We start from the raw sequence: 249 nt of genomic DNA, 5'->3' as shown, positions 1-249 counted from the left end.
TTTCAGCTTGCGCGACGAGTGGAACATTTTTTCCTGAATTGCCAGGATGAGCGACTACAGCACCGCGGAAAGCAGGTGGGGGCTGTCTTCCAGGCTCAGCAGCTCCAGCACCGTGACGCGCGTTTCCCCGTCGAGCGTCGGGTTGTCGGAGTTGAAATACTCGCCGTTGGTGCCCCAGGTGCACCACTGGTCCAGCAGCAGCACCAGCTCATCAATACGGCTCATGATGGTGGACTGCCGGCCGTATTC

Annotated in this window: 1 protein-coding gene; it reads right to left on the bottom strand. The window is 59.4% G+C overall.

Going from position 1 to position 249, the window contains the following annotated elements; all coding sequences use genetic code 11:
* Positions 1 to 54: 54 nt before the first annotated feature.
* On the bottom strand, positions 55 to 249 hold a 195-nt coding region (locus tag N7568_RS24785), incomplete at its 5' end, for a hypothetical protein (protein ID WP_261612304.1).

It is taken from the genome of Paenarthrobacter aurescens, from assembly GCF_025421775.1.
GTDB lineage: Bacteria > Actinomycetota > Actinomycetes > Actinomycetales > Micrococcaceae > Arthrobacter > Arthrobacter aurescens_B.
This window is presented reverse-complemented; position numbering and strand designations above follow the sequence as displayed.